This is a genomic window from Actinorhabdospora filicis (assembly GCF_030269765.1).
GTDB lineage: Bacteria > Actinomycetota > Actinomycetes > Mycobacteriales > Micromonosporaceae > Actinorhabdospora > Actinorhabdospora filicis.
Genome location: NZ_BSTX01000002.1, coordinates 841,478 through 860,142 on the forward strand (window position 1 = coordinate 841,478; position 18,665 = coordinate 860,142).

Consider the following 18,665-nt stretch of genomic DNA (forward strand, 5'->3'; position numbering starts at 1 on the left):
GATGCCCCTCCAGGTAGGCGTCAACGTCACCGAGGTCGACGGCCGGGCCGCACCCGCGCTGCGCTCGGCCCCCACCTCCGTGGCCGCCTTCGTCGGCCGCACCCGCCGCGGCGTGCCGGACACCTCCGTCCGCGTCACCGGGCTCGACCAGTTCAACGACCGCTTCGGCGGGCACGTCCCACTGGGCTACCTCCCGCACGCCGTCACCGGGTTCTTCCTCAACGGCGGACGCGAGGCCCACATCGTCCGGGTCACCGGACCCGGCAGCGCCTCGGCGACCGTCGTCCTCAACGACCGGCAGAACACCCCCGCCGCGAGCCTGCGGCTCACCGCCGGATACCGCGGCGCCACCGACCCCGGAACATGGGCCCACGACCTGCGCGCCGACGTCCGCGACGACCCGCGCGCCACCACCACCGTGGCCACCGCCGCCGGAGCCGCCGCGACTACCCTCGTGCTGGCCTCCACCGCCGGGATCGCCAAGGGCAGCGTCCTGCGCGTGGTCTCCACCACCACCCTCTTCCGCGTGGTCACCGACCTCGACCCCGTCACCCGCACCGTCACGATCTCCACCGCCACCGGTGAGGCCGTCGCGGCCGGCGTGGCCGTCACCACCGCCGAGTTCCGGCTCATCCTGCGCCTCCAGAACCCCCTCACGTCCACCTTCGACGTCGTCGAAACCTGGACCAACCTCTCCACGCGGCCCGGACCCGACTACGCCCCCGACCGCGTCAACCACCCCCTCACCGGCTCCCGCTACGTGACCGCCGCGTCCCTGACCACCGGCTCCGCGCCCGGACTCGACGTCCCCGCCGTCACCAGCGGCGCCGCCCTCACCGGCGGAGCCGAGACCGCCGCCACCGCCGCCGGGCTCGCCGGAAGCGCCGCCCTCGGCACCGGACTCCACGCCCTCGACACCGCCGCCGTCCAGCTCATCGCCGTCCCCGACGCGCACCTCCTGGACAACACCGGCCGCGCCATCGCCGTCCACGCCGCCCTCGACTACGCGGCCGGACGCGGCGACGCCATGTACGTCGGCTCCGCCCCCGACCGCGGCGCACCCGTCGGCGTCGTCCCCCGCGCGCCCTCCGACTACACCGAGACCACCTCCCAGTACGCCGGCACCGTCAAGGGCTACTCCGCGCAGTTCCAGGCCGCCAAGGTCTACGGCGCCATGTACGCCCCCTGGATCCTGGTCTCCGACCCCGCCGGAACCGGGCCCTCACCCGTGCGGTTCGTGCCACCCGACGGGCACGTCATGGGCGTCTACGCCCGCACCGAACGCGAACGCGGCGTCCACAAGGCCCCCGCCGGAGACGCCGCCGACGTGCGCGGCGCGCTCGCCCTCTCGGCCGCCTTCAGCGGCGCCGAGCACGACGACCTGGTGCGCAGCGGCCGCGTCAACGGCGTGCGCTCGGTCGCCGGGCGCGCACCCGTCGTCGCCGCCTCCCGGACCCTGTCCACCGACAACCGGTGGCAGTACGTCAACGTGCGGCTGCTGTTCAACTTCGTCAAGGCCACCCTGCGCGACGGACTGCGCTTCGTGCGCCAGGAGCCGCACACCCAGGCCCTGCGCGACATGGTCCGGCACAACGTGATCACCCCGTTCCTGCTGGGGCTGTGGCGGCAAGGGGCCTTCGGCTCCGACCCCGCCGAGAGCGTCTTCACCGTCAAATGCGACGCCGAGAACAACCCGCCACAGGACGTCGACCTGGGCCTGTTCCGCGTCGAGGTCTACTTCTACGCCGTCCGCCCCGCGGAGACCGTGCACATCATCGTCGGCCAGCAGCCGGGCGGCGGCTCGGCCGCCGAAGCCTAGGAGCCAGAGATGACCTTCAATCTCGGAGTCACCGTCATCGAGGTCGACGGGCGCTCGTCACCGGCCGTCGCCGCCGCGCCCACCTCCACCGCCGGGCTGCTCGTGCGCAGCCTGCGCGGCGTGCCCGACCGCGCCGTACGGGTGCGCGGGCTCGCCGACTACACCGCCACCTTCGGCGGCTACCACCCCAAGGCCTTCGGCACCCACGCCGTGCGCGGCTTCTTCGCCAACGGCGGCGCCGACGCGTTCATCGTCCGCGTCGTCGGCGCCGGGGCCAAGGCCTCCACCGCCACGGTCAACGACCGCGCGGGCAGCCCCGCGGCGACCCTGAAGATCCAGGCCGGATCGCGCGGCGCGCCCGACCCCGGCGCCTGGGGCAACGCCCTGACCGTCGCCGTCGAGGACCACCCCCTCGGCAGCGCCACCGTCCCCGCCCACGTCATCGGCAGCACCGCCGAGCCCTTCGCGCTCACCGACGGCACCACCGCGACCTTCACCGTCACCACCAGGGGCGCCGACGCCGTCAGCACCGTCACCTTCCGGGCCGCCGACTTCGCCGTCATCGGCGCCGCCGCCGCCCAGGAGGTCGCAGCCGCCATCAACCGGCAGACCACCGCCGTGCGCGCCGCCGTCACCCCCGACGGGCACCTCGCCGTCGCGGCGGTCTCGACCGACGCGCGGGTGTGGAGCCGCCTCCAGGCGAGCGGACCGGCGAGCCTGGGCGTCACCGGCAACAGCGACGCCAACATCGCCGCCGGGCGCTCGGCGCTGGCGCTGTCCAGCGCCAGCGGGTTCCGGATCGGCTCGGCGGCCCGCGTCGCCACGCGCGGCCACGTCCTGGGCACCGCCGGGGTCGCGGCCACCGTCGCCGACGGGGCCGGGATCACCGTCACCGCCGACGGCGGTACACCGGAGACGATCGTGTTCCACGACTCCGACTGGCTCAACCCGGCCGCGGTCACCGTCGCCGAGGTCGCCGCCGCCATCAACCGCCGCGCGGTGCGCTTCAGCGCCGAGATCACCCACAACAACCGGCTCGCGCTGCTGTCCAACGGGGACGGCGCCGGGTCCACCATCGTGGTCGCCGCGCCGTCGGCGCCCGCCACCGACGCCCGCACCGCCCTCGGTCTCAACACCGCCACCCCCGTGGCCGGTGCGGTTGCCTTCCGGACGCTCACCGCGGCCTCGGAGACCTACCGGCTCATCGGCTGGCCCACCACGCCGTCGTTCCCGGCGCTGCCCGCCGTGGCCGCGCGGGTGTCCACCGTGGAGTTCGACCTGGTCGTGCGCCGCGACGGCGCCGAGGTCGAGCGCCTGGGCCCGGTCAGCATGGTCGACGGCGCCGAGACCTTCGTGGAGGCCGTGGTCAACGACCCCCGCCGCGGCTCGGCCTACATCGTCGTCACCGACCTCGACAGCGCCTCCGGGACCGGCCTGGACGCCCCCGCCGCCGGGATCTACCCGCTGACCCTCGGCGACGACGGCGCCGACCCCGCCGACACCGCCTACCTCGGCGACCCCGCACAGCGCACCGGGCTGGAAGCGTTCAACGAGCTGCCCGTGCAGCTCATCTCCTGCCCCGAGACGACCTCGGTCGGCGTGGCCGCCGGCGCGATCTCCTACTGCGAGCGGCGCGGCGACGCGATGTTCGTCGGCGCCGTCCCCTACGGCTTCGACCGCGAGGGCGCCAAGGCCTACGCCGCCGCCCTGCGCGGCCGCAAGGTCTACGGAGCCCTCTACGGACCGTGGATCCAGGTCATCAACCCCGACCCGGGCAGCGCGCCCACCGCCCCCACCATCTGGATCCCGCCCGTCGGGCAGATCCTGGGCGTCTACGCGCGCATCACCGACGCGCGCGGCGTGTGGAAGGCACCGGCCGGGGACGAGGCGCGCATCAACGACGCCCTCGGCGTCGAGTACGACATGACCGACACCGACCACACGGATCTGGTGCGCGACGGCGGCGTCAACGGGATCCGCGCCCTGCCCGGCGCGGGCATCGTCGTCGACGCCTCGCGCACCCTCTCCACCGACACCCGCTGGCTGTTCGTGAACGTCCGGCGGCTGTTCAACTTCATCAAGTCGTCCCTGCGGGACGGGCTGACCTGGGTGGCGCAGGAACCGCACACCGAGGCCCTGCGCAACGCCGTCCGCCACAACGTCGTCACCCCGTTCCTGCTGGGGCTGTGGCGGCAGGGCGCCTTCGGCTCCGACCCCGCCGAGAGCGTCTTCACCGTCAAATGCGACTCCGACAACAACGCCCCCGCCGACGTCGCCAACGGGATCTTCACCCTTGAGGTCTACTTCTACCCCGCCAAACCCGCCGAGGCGATCCTCGTGGTCGTCGGCCAGCAGGACGGCGCGGCCGGCGCCTCCGACAGTTAGCCAAGGAGAATCGCAATGGCTGAGCTGACTTTTCAAGAGTCCTACCGCACCCACGGGTTCATGGTCGAGATCGAGGGCACGCAGTGCCCGGTCACCAAGGTCACCGGCCTCAACGAGGGCATGACCGAGACCATCGAGCAGCCCGACGGCGGATCCCCGGTCGTCCACAAGATCGCCAGCGGGATCTACAAGTTCGACACCCTCGTCATCGAGCGCAACGTCGACGGCAGCCGCTTCGACGGGTTCTTCAAGGACTGGTTCGGCGAGATGTTCCAGCTGAACGGCAACTCCCAGACCTCCTCGGTCCGCCGCAACGGCGCCGTCATCAAGATGGAGAACGGCCAGGAGGTCCTGCGCTTCGCGTTCTACGGCGCGTGGGTGAAGTCCTCGAAGTTCTCCGACCTGGAGGCCGGCTCGGCCGGGCTCTTCAAGCAGACCCTGGAACTGGAGCACGAGGGCCTGGAGCGTGTCTCGTGACGGTGACCGAGGTCGAGGCGCGCCCGCGCCGCCCCCGCGAGCACGAGGTCGAGCTGCCCGTCGGCTACCTCGACGCCGACGGGCGCCTGCACCGCACCGCCCGCCTGCGCAAGATGACCGGGCACGAGGAGGCCCTCCTCGGCGACCGCAAGCTGCGCTCCAACGGCGGCCGGCTGGTCACCGAACTGCTCTCCGGGTGCCTGCGCGGACTCGGGAAGCTGGAGCGCGTCGACCGCCGGATCATCGGCGAGCTGACCTCCGCCGACCGCAACTTCCTGCTCCTGGAACTGCGCAAGCTCACCTTCGGGACCGAGCTGGAGGCCAGCTACACCTGCCCGTCCTGCAAGGAGACCACCATGTCGGTGGAGGACCTGGAGTCCTTCCCCGTGCGCGTCAGCGACGACCCGGTCCCGCCCGAGATCACCGTCCAGCTGGAGGACGGCTTCGAGGACCGCGGCAAGGACGCCTGGTACGACCTCCTGCGCTTCCGCCTCCCCGTCGGCACCGACGAGGAACGCGTCGCCCCCGTCGCCCGCGAGAACCCCGCCAAGGGCACCAACGCGCTGCTGGCCCGCTGCCTCGTCGCCGTCAGCGGCGACGGCGAGGAAATGCCCGCCGCCCGCCGCGAGGCCCTCGGCACCAAGATCCTGTCCGACCTGACCATGGGCGACCGCGCCCGCATCGAACGCGCCTTCCGCGAGGAGATGCCGGGCCTGGACCTCACCCGAGAGATCGACTGCCAGACCTGCGGGCGTCCCATGAAGACCTCGCTGGACCTGACCGGTTTTTTTACCCCGAGCTGACCCCGGAGGAACGGCTGCGGCAGGAGGTGTTCGCCCTGGGCTACCACCTCCACTGGAGCCACTCCGAGGCGATGGGCCTGGAGGTCGGCGAGCGGCGCGCCTACGTCGCGCTGCTCGCGGAGGTCCTGGCCGAGCAGAGAGCCGAGATGGAACGCGCCCGCGCCCAGGCGCGGCACTGACTCCTGCGCCCCCCCGATGACGTCGAGGCACCCGAAGGGAGATGACCACCGTGGAAGGCGTCCTGCCCATGTCGCTGTCCCTCAGCGACGACAGCGCGCGGCTGATCGGCTCGTACACCCGGCGGGCCCTCCTGGACGTGGTCCGCCCGCCCCTGGACCGCATCGAGGCCCACCTGCGCGGCCTCAACGACGCCCTGGCGGTGCTGAGCATCGACGTCGTCGACGTGTTCAACGGCATCACCGACCGGCGCCTGAAGGTGCAGGTCATGAACGAGTCGATGCTGGACAACATCGAGGCGATCCGGTGGGCGGTGGCCTACCTCAGCTACAACACGTTCCTGGAACTGCTGGACAACATCCGCTACATGCGCTGGCTGGACGGCCGCTCCCACATCCACCTGCACGACATCATCGCCGCCGTGATGCGCCTGGAGTCGCTGACGGCGAGCTTCGCCACCGAGGTCTCCGGCATGGGCTCCCAGATCATCGGGCTGCTCCAGCAGATCCTCGACGAGATCAGGCACGGCATACCCGTCTTCGGCGTCATCAACGTCATCGTCACCGGCGCCGGGCCGCTCGACGGGCTCGACCTGTGGAAACTCCTGGGCCTGCTCGGGCTGCTCGCCCTGGGCCTGGCGCTGATCGTGGCGTTCCTGTTCGGCGTCGGCGCGGCCCTGGCGACCTTCACCGCCGGGGCGATCCTGGCCGCAGGGGCCATCGCCGTCCTCGTCGGCGCGCTCATACCGCTGATGAACACCCTGGCCGGATACGACTGGGAGCAGCTCGGCAAGATCGCCGTCGGCTTCGCCGCGATCGCCGTCTTCGTCGCCGCCCTCGGCAAGGCCTTCCAGCTCGTCACCAGCGACCTGACCAAGATCGTCCCGCAGCTCAAGACCTTCTTCGAGGCCATCACCGCGCTCATGACGGCCATCGCCGGGTTCGACTGGGGCCAGCTGGCCAAGATCGCCGCCGGGTTCGCCGGGATCGCGGTGTTCGTGGCCGCCCTGGGCAAGGCCTTCCAGATGTTCACCACCGACCTGGACAAGGTCGTCCCGCACCTGAAGACCTTCTTCGAGGCCATCACCGCCTTGATGACGACCATCGCGGGCTTCGACTGGTCCCAGCTGGCCAAGATCGCCCTCGGCTTCGCCGCCATCGCCGGTTTCGTCGCCCTCCTCGGCAAGGCCTTCAGCTTCGTGACCGCCGACCTGGAGAAGATCGTCCCGCAACTCAACGCGTTCTTCGACTCCATCACCAAACTGATGACCGCCATCGCCGGATTCGACTGGGGCCAGATGGCCAAGATCGCCGTCGGGTTCCTGCTCATCGCCGGATTCGTGTGGCTGCTCGGCAAGGCCCTCGACACCCTCACCGAGAAGGCCATCTCCGCGATCGGGCCACTGGCGTCCTTCTTCACCGCCATCACCGCGCTCATGACCGCCATCGCCGGATTCAGCGTCGGCCAGCTCGTGGCCATCGCCGCCGGATTCGCCCTCATCGCGCTGTTCGTGTGGGGCCTGTCGATGGCCATGAACACCATGACCGCCCAGACCGTGGCCGCCCTGCCCGGCCTCACCGGCCTCATCGCCGCCCTCACCCAGCTGGCCGCCCTCATGGCCGGGATGAGCGCCGGAGAGATGATCACCATGGCCATCGGCCTGGCCCTGGTCGCGGCGTTCGTGTGGGCCGTGGCCGCCGCCCTCGTCTACGCCGCCGGGCCCCTCGCCTCGGTCGCGGCCATCATGGGCGGCCTCGGCGGCATCATGTCCATGCTCTCCGGCATCGGCTCCTTCCTGTCCGGCGTCATCGGCGGCATCGGCTCGGCCCTCTCCGGCCTCGCCGACATCGCCGGGAGCGTCTTCTCCGCCATCGGCGACGGCATCTCCAGCATCACCGGCGGCATCGCCGACGCAGCCGGGGCCGTCGCCGGATTCGCCGGGGACGCCATCGGGGCCATCGGCGACGTGGCCGGCGACATCGGCGGCGGCATCAGCGACGCCATCGGCGGCGTCGGCGACTTCCTCTTCGGCTCCGACGACAGCGCCAGCCTCGACGTCTCGCAGAGCACCCAGTTCGCCTCCGCCCTCCCACCGCCCCCGCCACCGGCACCGGTCCTGCCCGAGGCACCCGCCCTGGGCGCCCTCGGCACCGGCGGCGCCCTCGCCGCGGCACCCGCCGCGGGCGCCACCAGCGTCGACCAGACCGTCAACGCCGGCGGCATCAACATCGCCATCAACGCCGAGCGCCTGGAGGCCGACTCGGCGTCCCTGCTCACCGACGACATCATCGCCCAGCTCCAGGCCCGCCTCGGCGCCCTGCGCTCCACGCAGGACTTCCAGGCCGGCGGACGCCCGGCGGCGGCCTGAGAGGAGGAACCGTGGCCCAGCACCTCGCCTACCGCGCGCCCGTCCGCGGCTTCCTCGCCAGCGTCGGGCTCGAACCCGAGATCGTGGTGGAGTTCCAGTTCAACCCCGACAAGATCAGCGACAAGCGGTCCATCAGCTACGCCACCCTCAACGCCCCCGGCCTGCTCATGCCCGTCCGGCAGTACACCTCCGGCGGCGACCGGACCCTGTCCTTCACCGTCAACGTGGACGGACGCCCCATCGCCGACCCGAGCGCCGAGCCGATGCGCATCGAACGCGACGACCAGGGCGGCATCGGCCCCGAGCTCACCAAGTACCGCGCCTTCGTCTACCCCAGCACCGACCGCTGGCAGGACGCCGCCACCGCACAGGACGGCTTCACGTCCCTCTACGCCACCGGCGAGCCGCTGTTCACCGCGCCGCCGGTGTGCGCCTTCGGATGGGGCGACCGGGTCATCGACTGCGTGGTCACCGAGGTCTCCATCAGCGAGCAGGCCTTCACCCCCGATCTGCGGCCCCTGCGCGCCGAGATCCAGGTGACCCTCGTCGAGATCACCCCCTACAACGCCGACCCGCAAGGAGGATGACGTGCCCGTCCCGCGCGGATCCCGCTTCGCCGGCCTCCCCGTCTTCGAGGTCGACGCCCCCGACGGCACCCGCCGCCACGTCATCGGCCTGCGCCTGACCGGCGTCGCCGATCCCGGCGGGGCCACCCACCGCGTCCGCCAGGGCGAGGCCGCCGACCTCATCGCCCGCGCCGCCCTCGGCGACGAGCTGCTGTGGTGGCGCGTCTTGGACGCCAACCCCCTGCGCTACCCCCTCGACCTGGCCCCCGGCGACGTCCTCGCCCTGCCCGCCCGGGGCGAGGCCACCCGCGCCGACCGGTCCCGGAGCTTCTGATGACCGCCCCGCGCATCGCGCGCACCCCCTACTTCTCCGTCGTCGTCGAAGGCCGCGACATCACCCGCTGGGTGTCCTCGGTGCAGGTCGTGGAGGACGACCGGCTCGCCGACAACGTGAGCCTGGCGGTCAACGACCCCAAGCTCATCTACGCCGACGGGCTCATGGAGGGCTGCAAGGCCGAGATCGACATCGGCTACAACGAGCCCGGCCAGCACGCCATGATGCTGCGCGCCCTCATCACCAAGGTCGAGGTGTCCTATCCCGACGGCGGGATCCCGCAGGTCAAGCTCAAGGGCGAGGACAAGTCCATCGAGATGGGCCTGGTGGAGAAGAAGAAGCGGTGGAGCTCGACCACCCTCAAGGACGTCGTGCAGAAGATCGCCGCGCCCTACGGCTTCGCCAGTGTGGTCGCCGACCCCAACCCCAACGCCAAGATCTCCTCGGAGAACCAGGACGGCAAGACCGACCTGGCCTTCCTGCAGGACCTGGCCAAGAAGTACCAGTCGAAGTGCTTCGTGGAACTCGACGAGAACCTGCGCGAGGTCCTCTACTTCATCCCCGACCGGCGGATCCTGTCCATCAACCGGCCCGAGCAGCTCGTCCTGCGCTACCGCATGGGACCGCGCTCCAACCTGATGACCTTCAGCCCCGCCTTCGACGCCAGCTACATCGACCGCGTCAAAGAGGTCAACGACCTCGACTCCGGAGGCAAGTCGGTCGGCACGCCCGAGCAGCCGCCCGCCGAGGTGTTCATCTGGGACCTCGCCGGTGACCTGCGCGCCCGCGCCAGCCGCGCCGACGCCGACGACATCGAGGCGCTCTACGACGTCGGCGCGCGCGCCCGGGAGAAGCTCCAGCAGGACCTGGCCAAGCCCAAACCCGCCGTCGGCGCCGTCGCCGCCGACCAGAAGACCCTCGACGACGAGACCGGCTCCCTGGAGTCGCGGCGCCTGGGCATGTCGGCCACCGGCACCACCGCCGGGTCGATCTGGCTGCGCGCCAAGTGCAACGTCACCGTCGCCGGGGTCCACGAGCGCTTCAACGGCGACTGGTACGTCAGCAGCGTCACCCACACCGTCGACGCCGGCGGTTACAAGTCCGAGTTCAAGGCCGTTCGGTGAGGGGGAGGCCGTGCCCGATTCCTACTTCGGCAAGTACTCCGGAGTCGTGAAGGACAACCGCGACCCCGACAAGCTCGGCGTGGTCAAGGTCTCGGTGCCCACCGTCTTCCCGCCCGAGGAACTGGTGCCCGCCCGCGCGGCCCTGCCCTACGGCGTCTTCTTCATCCCCGACAACGACACCCAGGTGTGGGTGGAGTTCGAGGGCGGCGACCCCGCGCACCCGCTGTGGACCGGGATCCAGCACGTGCCCGGCACCCCGCCCGCCGAGGGCGCCAAGGAACCCCCCACCGTCCGGGTCATCAAGACCCCCGCCGGGCACCTCCTCGTCTTCGACGACACCGGCGGCTCCGAGGCCGTCACCCTCGCCGACGGCAAGAACGGCCACTCCCTGGCCTTCACCCAGACCGGCGTGGAGATCACCGACGGCGTCAACTCCCACAAGATCACCCTCGACGGCGGCGGCGTCAAGATCACCGACGGCGCCAACCGCCACGAGATCACCCTCGGCTCCTCCTCCATCGAGGTCAAACACGGCGCCGGACTCGCCAAGGCCACCCTCACCTCCTCCTCCGTCAAGGTCGAGGCCGGCGGCGGCAGCGTCGAAGTCGGCGCCGCCGAGGTCAAGGTCAACGCGCCCATGGTCACCGTCAGCGGCGGCCTGGTCAAACTCGGCGCCGGCGGCGCGCCCGTCCTGCACGCCGGGGACATGGGCGTCGGCAACCTCGGCGCCCCCGTCGTCCCGGTACCCACCCAGTTCCAGGTCCTCGCGTGAAGGAGGTGCCCACATGCCCCTAGGACCCGACAAGACGGTCTGCGCCACCGAACTGCGCGAGGCGATGCGCGCCTACCTCGACACCCTCGACCCGCCCGCCGGATCCAACGTCGACAAACCCGAGGTCCGCCCCAACTTCGACGCCCTTGGGCAGGGCGTCTACAAGATCCTCACCGCCGACGCCGAGACGGTCAGCGACACCGCCGCCGACTCCCCGTACTGGACCTACGTCACGGCCCTGCGCAACGAGGTCGAGCAACTGCGCGCCTTCGCCGCCGGGGTCCGCGCCGCCTTCACCTCCTGGGACCCCGCCAACCCGGCCACCAACGCCGCCCTCAGGACGGCGATCACCGGCCTGGCCGTCCCCGGCTCCACCCCGGCGGCCCCCACCACGCAGAAGGGGAGACTCCGATGAGCGACCGGCGCGGCATGTCCATGCCCTTCCGGGTCACCGGCGGGCGCATCGCCCAGACCAGCGGCACCGCCAAGATCACCGAGGACCTGCGGCACCTGCTGTCCACCCGCCTCGGCGAGCGCGTCCTGCGCCGCCGCTACGGCGGCGGCGTCCACGCCCGCCTCCAGGACCCCAACGACCACACCCTGCGCTCCCTGATCCGCCGCGAGATCGAAGGCGCCCTGCGCGACAACCTCCCCGAGGCGCGCCTGACCGGGCCACTGCGGCTCACCCACGACGAGTCCACCCTCACCATCGCCTTCGACTACACCACCACCGGACCCACCGGCAACGCCGCCGAAAGCGTGGCCCTCACCCTGCCGAGGACGTCATGAGCGAGGTCAGAGGCGTCCCCGTCGACTACACCAACCTCGGCTACGAGGCCCTGCGCGAGTCCATGCTCGACATCGCCCGCCGCACCCTGCCCGAGTGGACCGACCACTCCCCGAACGACCTGGGCGTCCTGCTCATCGAGCTCTTCGCCTACGCCAGCGACATCACCCTCTACTACCAGTCGCGCATCGCCTCGCAGCTGTTCCCCGCCACCAGCGACGAGCCCGAGGCCATGGTCCAGCTCATGCGCCTCCTCGGCTTCCAGCCCCGCAGCGCCGTGGCCGCCACCGTCGAGCTCGCCGTCGCCCTCGACGCCACCCAGGCCCTGCCGGTCACCGTCCCCGCCGGAACCGCGTTCCTCACCACCACACCGGCCGGCGAGCGCCTCCAGTTCGAGACACCCCGCGCCACCGTCATCACCGCCGCCGACCTCGGCCCCGTCATCGAGGACGACCTGCGCTGGTTCCTGCCCGTCGCCGCCGTCGAGGGCCGCACCGTCACCGCCGAGGTCGCCGGAACCTCCGACGGCAGCCCCGACCAGCACCACGCCCTCGCCGAGAAACCCGTCATCGACGGCTCGGTCACCGTCACCATCGCCGGACCCGGCGGCGAGACCCTCTGGCACGAGGTCAAGAGCCTCGCCGCGGCCACCCCCGTCCAGCGCTGCTTCGCCGTCCAGCGCGACGCCGACGGCGGCGTCACCCTCCTGTTCGGCGACGGCGTCAACGGCGCCATCCCGCCCCGCGGCAGCGGATCCGACCAGGTCGAGATCCGCGCCGACTACCGCGTCGGCGGGGGAGCGGCCGGCAACGTCCCGCCCGGCACCGAGTTCACCACTTCCGTCAGCGAGATCCGCCGCTGCAACACCCCCGCCGGCGGCTCCGGCGGCACCGAACGCGAGAGCCTCGACCTCTCCCGCGACCTCGCCCCCCGCCTCTACCGCGCCCAAGACCGCGCCGTCACCGCCGACGACTACGTCGAGCTCGCCCTGCGCACCCCCGGCGTCGGCAAGGCCCGCGCCGTCGCCCTCAACTGGAACGACGTCCTCCTCTACGTCGCCCCCAGCGGACGCGTCGACCAGCCCTCCGAACTCCTGCGCCGCGACCTGCTCGCCGCCTTCGAGTCCTCCCGCATGGCCACCAGCACCCTCCGCGTCCTGGGACCCGAACCCGCCGACGTGTACCTGTCGGCCAACGTCCGCGCCGAGCCCTACTACCTCCAGTCCGACGTCTACGCCGCCGTCACCGCCGCCGCGGCCGGGCTCCTCGCCTTCGACGCCGTCGGCTTCGGCGAACCCCTCTACCTCTCCCGCCTCTACGACGCCCTCCAGAGCCTCCCGCAGGTCGCGTCGCTGACCGTCACCCAGTTCAGCCGCGACCCCCTCGGCGGCGTCGACGCCGACGGCGTCATCGAACTCGCGCCCTTCGAGCTCGCCCGCCCCGGCTACGCCGACACCATCCACCTCGTCGTGGAGGGAGGTGTCGCGCGGTGACCACCGGCACCATCTCCCGCGCCCCCACCGGCGCGCGGGCCGTCTCCGACCCGCTCGGCCGGGCCGTGCGGCTCACCTGGGTCAACCCGCCCGTCACCGCCTTCGGCGGCGCCTTCCTCGTCGGCACCCGCGTCGTGCGCCGCGAACGCAGCCACCCCACCGGGCCCGACGACGGCATCGCCGTCCTCACCGGCGACACCGTCACCGAGTCCTACGTGGACGAGGGCCTCACCCCCGGGACCCGCTACTACTACACCGTCTTCGCCTTCGACGGCACCGGCTACCACGCCGCCGACGGCTCCAGCGCCGCCGCGCTCGCCACCGCCGACCACGGCCTCGCCGAGCGGCTCTACGCGATGCTGCCCGCCGTCCACCAGCGCGACGACCTGGCCCTGCGCGCCGACGAGATCGCCGCGCTGGCACCCCAGATCCAGGAGACCCTGCGCTCGCTGCCGCCGGAGCTGCGCGGGCGCGGGCAGCTGCGGCGCTTCCTCACCGCCGTGGCCGCGCCCCTCGCCCTGGCGCGCAGCACCGCCGAGGCCCTGCGCGACCTGCACGACATCGACCGGGTGCCACCGGAGTACCTGCCGCTGCTGGCCGCCTTCATCGACTGGCGCACCGACCGGACCCTGCCCGTCTACGCCCAGCGCAACGAGGTCCGGGCCGCGCCCGCCCTGTACCGCACGGTCGGCACGGTCCCGAACCTGCGCGGCATCGTCACCCGCTACACCGGCTGGCAGATCCGGGTCGCCGAGTACGCCCAGCACCTGGCCCGCAGCAACCAGCCCGCCCAGGCCAACGTGTTCGCGCTGCGCGAGACGGCGGCCGGATGGCGCGCGGCCACCGACGCCGCCGACCTGCTCGGCTTCGCCCCGCCCAACACCGGCGACGGGCTGGCGAGCGTCACCGGCACCCTCGCCGGACCGTTCCCGCTGGCGCCCGGGCAGGAGTTCACCGTCGCCACCGACGCCGGGGGACCGGTCACCGCCAGGTTCGCCGCCACCGACGCCGTCGCGCTCGGCGCGGCCACCGCCGTCGAGGTCGCCGCCGTGGTCAACCGCGTCCACCCCGACGTCACCGCCACCGCCCTGCCCAACGGGCGGCTGCGCCTCGACGCCCACGAGGGCACCCTGCGCGTGGAGCCGGCCGAGACCAGCCTGGTCAGCCTCGACGGCGCGCCGCGCGGACGCCTCTCGCCCGTGGCCGTCACCGGCGGTTTCCACCTCTTCCACGCCGTCAGCGACCCCCTCGCCCCGGTCCGCGACCGCGCCGCCCGCCGTGCCGCCGCCGGGACCGGCTTCGCCCGCGCGATCGTCACCGGCGAGGCCCTCGTCCCCGCACCGGCCGTCACCGCGCCGCCGTTCCTGCCGCCCAGTCCACAGGGGACGGTGTGCGTGAAGTCCTACCGGGGCGGCCAGTGGGGCGGCTCCGCCGTCGCGTTCCCCGGCGGCGAGCCCGCCGCGGCCGCCCTGCCGCCCGCCGGGCCCGGACTGCCGGGGCGGGTGCTGCTGGCGTGGGTGGACCGCCCCGGCTTCGGCGACGCGCGCGTCATGTCGGCCATCGGGACGCCCGGCACCGCCACCCCGCCGGCGCTCACCGGCGTGCGCAGCGGACCCTTCCCGATCCCGCACGGCTCCTGGCTGGTCCTCGCCGACGCCACCGGGCGCAGGCGCGGCGTCCAGTTCGCCCGCGACGACTTCGCCGACCCGGCCGCGCCGATGCTCGGCGAGGTCATCGCGGTGATCAACCTGCGCGCCGGGGGCATCACCACCGCCTCGGCCGCGCCCGGCGGCGCGCTGCGCCTCACCGGCGCCTCCATCGGCACCGACGCCTCCCTCACCGTCGACCTCGCCCGCTCCGGCGCGGCCACCGCCCTCGGCTTCGGCCCCAACAACGCCACCGCGAGCGGCGACTGGGGCGACGTGTTCACCTGGACCCCGGCCCAGCCGGTGCCCGTCCTGTCCGCCGGGAACTACGCCGACCTGGCCGCCGTCGCCGACGGGACCGGCGTGCAGCTCGCCTACGCCACCCGCGACGCGCTCACCTGGCGCGTGCGGACCCTCCGCTTCGACGGCGCGGCCTGGGGCGGCGACGAGCTGCTCTCGCAGGCCTACCCCGACGGGCAGCCCGAGGCCGACAAGCGCTACCTGTCCAGCCGCGAGCCCTCACTCGGGCGCGACCCCGACGGGCGGCTGTGGGCGGTGTGGGCCCGCCAGGGCGCGCACACCGGCGGCGACTGGCGGCTGCGGGCCCGCAGCAAGCCCTCCGGCGGCGCGTGGAGCGCCGAGGCCGCGGTGACCACCACCGGCGGTGTGGCCGGGGACCGCGAGCCGGGCGTGCTGACCCGCCCCGGGCTGCCGCCCCTGGTCTACTTCCGCACCGACCGCACCGGCGGGGCCGACCTGTGGTCGGTCGCCGTCGGCGGCGCCGCCACCGAGGTCACCGCCGGGGGTCCGGCCGACACCTGGCCCGCGCCGGTCACCGCCGGTGGCGCGACCTGGCTGCTGCACCGCTCCGACCGCTCCACCCCGCACGCCGCCGCCGGGCGCGTCGCCGTCCCCGACACCGGCACCATCACCCGCTACGCCGGGACGACCAGCGTCGTCCTGGGCGACATCGACCGGCTGCGCCGCCTGGGCACCTGGGACGACCTGGTCGCCTACACCTCCCACCGGCCCGCCGGGGACCTCGACGACCCCCTGCGCGACGACGAGCTGTACACCCGCGGCACCGTCGGCCTCTACCTCACCCAGGCCGTCTCCGGGCTCCTCGACGAGAGCATGGCCGAGCGGCTGCGCGCGGTCCTGCGCCGCTTCCTGCCGGTCAACACCCGCGCCGTGGTGCGCCTGGCGCCCCGCGCCGAGGTCGAGTACGTCTACACCGCCGCCGCCGACCTGCTGGACCCCGTCGAGGACAAGCACCCCGACATCGAGCACCAGGCCACCGCCGAGACCGTCGCGGTGAACCTGCCCGGCTGGGGAATCCTCGGCAGCGCCGTGCCCTCCACCCCGCCACCGGCCGATCCCACCGCCACCGGCGTCAGCGCCGACCCGGCACACCCGCTCAGCATGCGCTGGCGCACCCACCACCAGCCCCCGCAGTGACGGAGACATCGATGACCGACCACGACCACCCCACCGAGGGCTTCTACGGGCAGTTCCGCGACGTCCTCTACGGACCCGACGGACGCCCGGTGTGGGACCGCGGCTGGGTGCGCAACACCATCGTCGCCGACTGCCGCCGCCTGCTCTCGGCCTTCATGCGCGGCGCGCCCGCCGTCCAGCCCGTCATCGGCCTCAACGTCGGCGCCGGACTGCCCGTGTGGGACACCAGCGGGCCCCCGCAGCCCTCACCGACGCAGGCCGCCCTCGTCGACCCCAATCCCTACCGCTTCCCGCGCGCCTCCATGCAGGTGGAGTTCATCAACCCCGCCAACGGGACGGTATCGGCCACGCCCACCAACACCCTCCAGCTGAAGGCCGTCCTCGGACCGGGCGTGCCCACCTGGCCCGACGCCAACCACGGCACCAGCACCCTGCGCGAGTTCGGGCTCGTGGCCCGCGTCTCCGGCGCCGACGTCCTGGTCAACTACCGCACTCACCCCGCCATCGCCAAAGACCCCGCCAGCACGCTGGAGCGGACCGTCTGGCTGGTGTTCTGACAGGAGCCGCATCCAATGGCAACCATCACGCCGAGCACCTTCAACCCGTTGCTCGCCCACGTCAACGTCCGCCTCCAGCAGGGCGTTCCCCTGGTGGACGCCGACTGGAACACCAAGGACGACATCCGCAAGTTCGAATTGCGCGCGTTCCTGAAGTGGTACGTCGGCGACGGCGTCCCCGAGGGCAATGACGGCTACAAGATCACCGGGGGCAACGACACCCTCGCCATCCGGGCCGGGACACAGGGCCCGGGCGGGACCCTCGGCCCCTTCGACACCGCCCTGCTGAAGGTCGGCCGCTACATCGTGGACGGACTCGACGTCATGATCGGCGCCGACCTCGACTTCAAGGCCCAGCCCCTCTACACCACCCAGCCGGGCGCCGCCGCCCGCGCCGTCAAGCAGGGCACCGTGGTCATCGACGCCATCCCCGCCACCGGCGACATCACCGTCGAACTGGACGTGTGGGAGTGGCTGGTCACCCCCGACGACGACAACACCCTCGTCCTGCCGGGCCTGGGCGTGGAGACCTGCGCGCGCACCCGGCGCGAGTGGGCCGTCCGCGCCCGCCTCACCTCCACCACGCCCACCCGCGAGGCCGGGCACTCCTACACCACGCTCGCGCGGATCAACCGGACCGGCGTCACCGTCGCCGACACCGACATCACCGACCTGCGCCAGCGGCGGCTGCTGACACCCCCGGCGCACCTGATCGCCGACGTCCTGGGCGTCGACCCCTTCGACTACCGGCGCGGCGTGGGACGCCCGGCGGTCAGCATCCGGGAGGCCATCAACGCGCTGCTGGCCGGGCGGCTGCCCACCACGCCCGACGTGGGCCTGTCCCCGGCGGCCGGGACCGACCTGTTCCGCCGCTCGGTGATCAAGGAGACCACCGACCTGCTGCGGATCGTGTGGCACTCCCAGCGCCAGGACGGCTCCACGTTCCGGCTGTTCACCGCCTCCTACGACACCTCCAAGCCGGAACTGGGCTTCAGCACGCCGGTGCAGATCACCAGCACCGCCTCCGGGGTGCGCTCCGAACCGTCCACGGTGGTCCTGCCCAACGGCGAGCTCGTGGTGCTCTACCAGTCCTCGACCCTGGGCAACCCCGCCGCCGACGTGTTCTTCAAGCGCGGGCTGGCCGCCAACCTGCTCGCCGCCACCGAGCAGACCGTGGTGGCCACCGCCGGAACCGGTGAGGGCACGCCCTTCGCGGTCCTGTGCAACCAGTACGTGTACATGTTCTGGCAGATCGCCAACGGGCGCTGGCAGTACCGCCGCTACGACCACACCACCAGCGCCTTCGCCGACGCCGCCCCCGTCGACGTGCCCGGGGCGATCGTCGGCGGCGCCGGCGGCATGGTCGCGGCCGCCGCGACGAGCAAGATCTGGCTTACGTTCCCCACCGGCACCGGGACGGTGGCCGTCATGCGCCTGGACGGGGCCACCGGCGCGCTGGAATTCAGCAACAACACCCTCACCGGGCGCGAGCCGTTCGTGGTGGCGGTCTCCGACACCGAGGGCGCGCTCTTCTTCGACGAGGGCGTGAACCTGCCGGTGCGGACCGTCGCGATCACCGACACCACCCTCGGCACGGTCGAGGTGATCGCCGACAGCGCCGCCGAGGGGCAGCCGGCCGTGGTCCGCACCGATGACGGGACCTTGAGCCTGTTCACGTCGCGGCAGATCACCACGTCCAACTTCGACGTCGTCCTGCGCCGCAAGGTCACCGGCGGCACGGGCTGGAGCTCGGCGCTGAACGTGACCGCCCACCCCATGAGCGACCAGTTCCCGCACGCGGTGTCGATGGGGGACCGGGGGATCTGGCTGTTCTGGGCCAGCAACCGCGCCAACAGCAGCCAGGACATCTTCGCCAAACGCATCATCACCGCCATCTGAG

At 72.7% G+C, this 18,665-nt stretch carries 16 protein-coding genes; all 16 read left to right on the forward strand.

Annotation, left to right across the window (positions count from 1 at the left end; all coding sequences use genetic code 11):
• Position 1: 1 nt before the first annotated feature.
• Genes QSK10_RS16735 through QSK10_RS16810 form a run of 16 tightly spaced genes read left to right on the forward strand, consistent with a single transcriptional unit; the run spans position 2 to position 18,664 of the window.
• Positions 2-1,819: a phage tail sheath family protein gene (locus tag QSK10_RS16735; protein WP_285663755.1), complete on the forward strand. Its 1,818-nt coding sequence runs from the start codon at positions 2-4 to the stop codon at positions 1,817-1,819.
• Between the two features lie 9 nt (positions 1,820-1,828).
• Positions 1,829-4,204 (forward strand): phage tail sheath family protein, encoded by a 2,376-nt coding sequence (locus QSK10_RS16740; RefSeq protein ID WP_285663756.1) that lies wholly within the window; start codon positions 1,829-1,831, stop codon positions 4,202-4,204.
• 15 nt (positions 4,205-4,219) lie between these two features.
• Positions 4,220-4,681 carry a phage tail protein gene (locus QSK10_RS16745; protein ID WP_285663757.1) on the forward strand — a complete coding sequence of 154 codons (462 nt, stop codon included), beginning with the start codon at positions 4,220-4,222 and terminating at the stop codon, positions 4,679-4,681.
• The gene (locus QSK10_RS16750; protein WP_285663758.1) at positions 4,678-5,484 is read left to right on the forward strand and encodes a T4 family baseplate hub assembly chaperone; all 807 of its coding nucleotides are present in this window, start codon (positions 4,678-4,680) and stop codon (positions 5,482-5,484) included. The genes QSK10_RS16745 and QSK10_RS16750 overlap by 4 nt, the downstream gene beginning before the upstream one ends.
• 26 nt (positions 5,485-5,510) lie before the next feature.
• Entirely contained in the window at positions 5,511-5,663 is a 153-nt protein-coding gene (locus tag QSK10_RS16755; RefSeq protein WP_285663759.1) for a hypothetical protein, read from the forward strand.
• A 41-nt stretch (positions 5,664-5,704) separates the two neighbouring features.
• Positions 5,705-8,029, forward strand: a complete 2,325-nt coding sequence (locus tag QSK10_RS16760; protein ID WP_285663760.1) for a phage tail family protein — start codon at positions 5,705-5,707, stop codon at positions 8,027-8,029.
• 11 nt (positions 8,030-8,040) lie between these two features.
• Positions 8,041-8,616: a CIS tube protein gene (locus tag QSK10_RS16765; RefSeq protein ID WP_285663761.1), complete on the forward strand. Its 576-nt coding sequence runs from the start codon at positions 8,041-8,043 to the stop codon at positions 8,614-8,616.
• Between the two features lies 1 nt (position 8,617).
• Positions 8,618-8,929 carry a LysM peptidoglycan-binding domain-containing protein gene (locus QSK10_RS16770; protein WP_285663762.1) on the forward strand — a complete coding sequence of 104 codons (312 nt, stop codon included), beginning with the start codon at positions 8,618-8,620 and terminating at the stop codon, positions 8,927-8,929.
• Positions 8,929-10,053, forward strand: coding sequence for a phage late control D family protein (locus QSK10_RS16775; RefSeq protein ID WP_285663763.1), 1,125 nt, complete (start codon positions 8,929-8,931; stop codon positions 10,051-10,053). The genes QSK10_RS16770 and QSK10_RS16775 overlap by 1 nt, the downstream gene beginning before the upstream one ends.
• A gap of 10 nt (positions 10,054-10,063) precedes the next feature.
• On the forward strand, positions 10,064-10,825 hold the full coding sequence (locus tag QSK10_RS16780) for a phage baseplate assembly protein V (RefSeq protein WP_285663764.1): 762 nt from the start codon (positions 10,064-10,066) through the stop codon (positions 10,823-10,825).
• Positions 10,826-10,838: 13 nt separating this feature from the next.
• Positions 10,839-11,240 carry a hypothetical protein gene (locus tag QSK10_RS16785; RefSeq protein WP_285663765.1) on the forward strand — a complete coding sequence of 134 codons (402 nt, stop codon included), beginning with the start codon at positions 10,839-10,841 and terminating at the stop codon, positions 11,238-11,240.
• Entirely contained in the window at positions 11,237-11,614 is a 378-nt protein-coding gene (locus QSK10_RS16790; protein ID WP_285663766.1) for a GPW/gp25 family protein, read from the forward strand. The genes QSK10_RS16785 and QSK10_RS16790 overlap by 4 nt, the downstream gene beginning before the upstream one ends.
• On the forward strand, positions 11,611-13,104 hold the full coding sequence (locus QSK10_RS16795; protein ID WP_285663767.1) for a baseplate J/gp47 family protein: 1,494 nt from the start codon (positions 11,611-11,613) through the stop codon (positions 13,102-13,104). Before QSK10_RS16790 ends, QSK10_RS16795 begins: the two co-directional genes overlap by 4 nt.
• Positions 13,101-16,208, forward strand: coding sequence for a phage tail protein (locus QSK10_RS16800; RefSeq protein ID WP_285663768.1), 3,108 nt, complete (start codon positions 13,101-13,103; stop codon positions 16,206-16,208). Before QSK10_RS16795 ends, QSK10_RS16800 begins: the two co-directional genes overlap by 4 nt.
• A gap of 11 nt (positions 16,209-16,219) precedes the next feature.
• Entirely contained in the window at positions 16,220-16,765 is a 546-nt protein-coding gene (locus QSK10_RS16805; RefSeq protein ID WP_285663769.1) for a hypothetical protein, read from the forward strand.
• Between the two features lie 15 nt (positions 16,766-16,780).
• Positions 16,781-18,664, forward strand: a complete 1,884-nt coding sequence (locus QSK10_RS16810; RefSeq protein ID WP_285663770.1) for a DUF6519 domain-containing protein — start codon at positions 16,781-16,783, stop codon at positions 18,662-18,664.
• The last annotated feature ends 1 nt before the right edge of the window (position 18,665 follow it).

Coding starts and splice junctions, on each gene's coding strand:
- QSK10_RS16735 (WP_285663755.1), top strand. CDS start 2: ATGCCCCTCCAGGTAGGCGTCAACGTCACCGAGGTCGACGGCCGGGCC.
- QSK10_RS16740 (WP_285663756.1), top strand. CDS start 1,829: ATGACCTTCAATCTCGGAGTCACCGTCATCGAGGTCGACGGGCGCTCG.
- QSK10_RS16745 (WP_285663757.1), top strand. CDS start 4,220: ATGGCTGAGCTGACTTTTCAAGAGTCCTACCGCACCCACGGGTTCATG.
- QSK10_RS16760 (WP_285663760.1), top strand. CDS start 5,705: ATGACCACCGTGGAAGGCGTCCTGCCCATGTCGCTGTCCCTCAGCGAC.
- QSK10_RS16775 (WP_285663763.1), top strand. CDS start 8,929: ATGACCGCCCCGCGCATCGCGCGCACCCCCTACTTCTCCGTCGTCGTC.
- QSK10_RS16785 (WP_285663765.1), top strand. CDS start 10,839: ATGCCCCTAGGACCCGACAAGACGGTCTGCGCCACCGAACTGCGCGAG.
- QSK10_RS16790 (WP_285663766.1), top strand. CDS start 11,237: ATGAGCGACCGGCGCGGCATGTCCATGCCCTTCCGGGTCACCGGCGGG.
- QSK10_RS16795 (WP_285663767.1), top strand. CDS start 11,611: ATGAGCGAGGTCAGAGGCGTCCCCGTCGACTACACCAACCTCGGCTAC.
- QSK10_RS16805 (WP_285663769.1), top strand. CDS start 16,220: ATGACCGACCACGACCACCCCACCGAGGGCTTCTACGGGCAGTTCCGC.
- QSK10_RS16810 (WP_285663770.1), top strand. CDS start 16,781: ATGGCAACCATCACGCCGAGCACCTTCAACCCGTTGCTCGCCCACGTC.